Source organism: Streptomyces flavofungini (assembly GCF_041028215.1).
Classification (GTDB): Bacteria; Actinomycetota; Actinomycetes; order Streptomycetales; family Streptomycetaceae; genus Streptomyces; species Streptomyces flavofungini_B.
In genome coordinates, this window is record NZ_JASKYR010001051.1 from 1 (window position 1) to 1,438 (window position 1,438).

Consider the following 1,438-nt stretch of genomic DNA (forward strand, 5'->3'; position numbering starts at 1 on the left):
CCCGTGAGCATCGTCATCTACGCGCGTAGGGCGATTGCGGCTACTCTCGTCCGCGTGAACGCTTCAGTTATTCCGGACAGCATCCAGGGCGACCCCTACGCCGCCGCCGACGCCGCCGCCGCGCGCCTGCGCGAGCTGACGGGCGCAGAGACCCACGACGTCGCCCTCGTGATGGGCTCCGGCTGGGCGCCGGCCGTCGGCGCGCTGGGCGAGCCGGAGGCGGAGTTCCCCGTCACCGAGCTGCCCGGCTTCCCGCCGCCGGCGGTCGAGGGCCACGGCGGCCGCATCCGCTCCATCAAGGTCGGCGAGAAGCGGGCGCTGGTCTTCCTCGGCCGCACCCACTACTACGAGGGCCGCGGCGTGGCCGCCGTCTCGCACGGCGTGCGCACCGCCGTCGCCGCGGGCTGCAAGACGATCGTGCTGACCAACGGCTGCGGAGGGCTGCGCGAGGGCATGCGCCCCGGCCAGCCGGTGCTGATCAGCGACCACCTGAACCTCACGGCCACGTCGCCGATCGTGGGCGCGAACTTCGTGGACCTGACCGACCTGTACTCCCCGCGGCTGCGGACCCTCTGCAAGGAGATCGACCCCTCCCTGGAGGAGGGTGTCTACGCGCAGTTCCCCGGCCCGCACTACGAGACCCCGGCGGAGATCCGCATGGCCCGCACCATCGGTGCGGACCTGGTCGGCATGTCCACCGTCCTTGAGGCGATCGCCGCGCGCGAGGCGGGTGCGGAGGTCCTCGGCATCTCCCTGGTGACGAACCTCGCCGCGGGCATGACGGGCGAGCCCCTCAACCACGAGGAGGTCCTCCAGGCGGGCCGCGACAGCGCCACGCGCATGGGCGAGCTCCTCGGCAAGGTCCTCACCCGCATCTGACCGGCCACGGCCGAAGGCCCCGCGGTGGCCCCCGGCCGCCGGGGGGCCTTCGGGTGCCCCGGAACGGCCGGGAGGCCACCGCGGGTGCCCGCCGCATCGGGCGGTACGACGACTGCCGGCACCGGGTACCAGTACCCCCAGGACCGCGACAGCGAAGCCATGACGAAAGGCTGACGACACGTGCAGGACAACTCCGAACTCATCGCGCGGGCCCGTGCCTGGCTGGCCGAGGACCCGGACCCCGAGACCCGCGAGGAGCTGGCCAAGCTCATCGACGCCGAGGACACCGAAGAGCTCGCCGCACGCTTCGCGGGCACCCTCCAGTTCGGCACCGCGGGCCTCCGGGGCGAGCTCGGCGCCGGACCCATGCGCATGAACCGTTCCGTCGTCATCCGCGCCGCCGCGGGCCTGGCCGCGTACCTCAGGGCCAAGGGACAGGGCGACGGCCTGGTCGTGGTGGGCTACGACGCCCGCCACAAGTCGGCGGACTTCGCCCGCGACACGGCCGCCGTGATGACGGGCGCCGGACTGCGGGCCGCCGTGCTCCCCCGCCCCCTGC

At 73.8% G+C, this 1,438-nt stretch carries 1 protein-coding gene and 1 pseudogene; both read left to right on the top strand.

Annotated elements, in window-relative coordinates:
- Positions 1–54 precede the first annotated feature (54 nt).
- The gene (locus AB8Z36_RS38245) at positions 55–879 is read left to right on the top strand and encodes a purine-nucleoside phosphorylase (RefSeq protein ID WP_369217973.1); all 825 of its coding nucleotides are present in this window, start codon (positions 55–57) and stop codon (positions 877–879) included.
- A gap of 180 nt (positions 880–1,059) precedes the next feature.
- A pseudogene (locus AB8Z36_RS38250) lies at positions 1,060–1,438 on the top strand (phospho-sugar mutase); the annotation flags it as partial.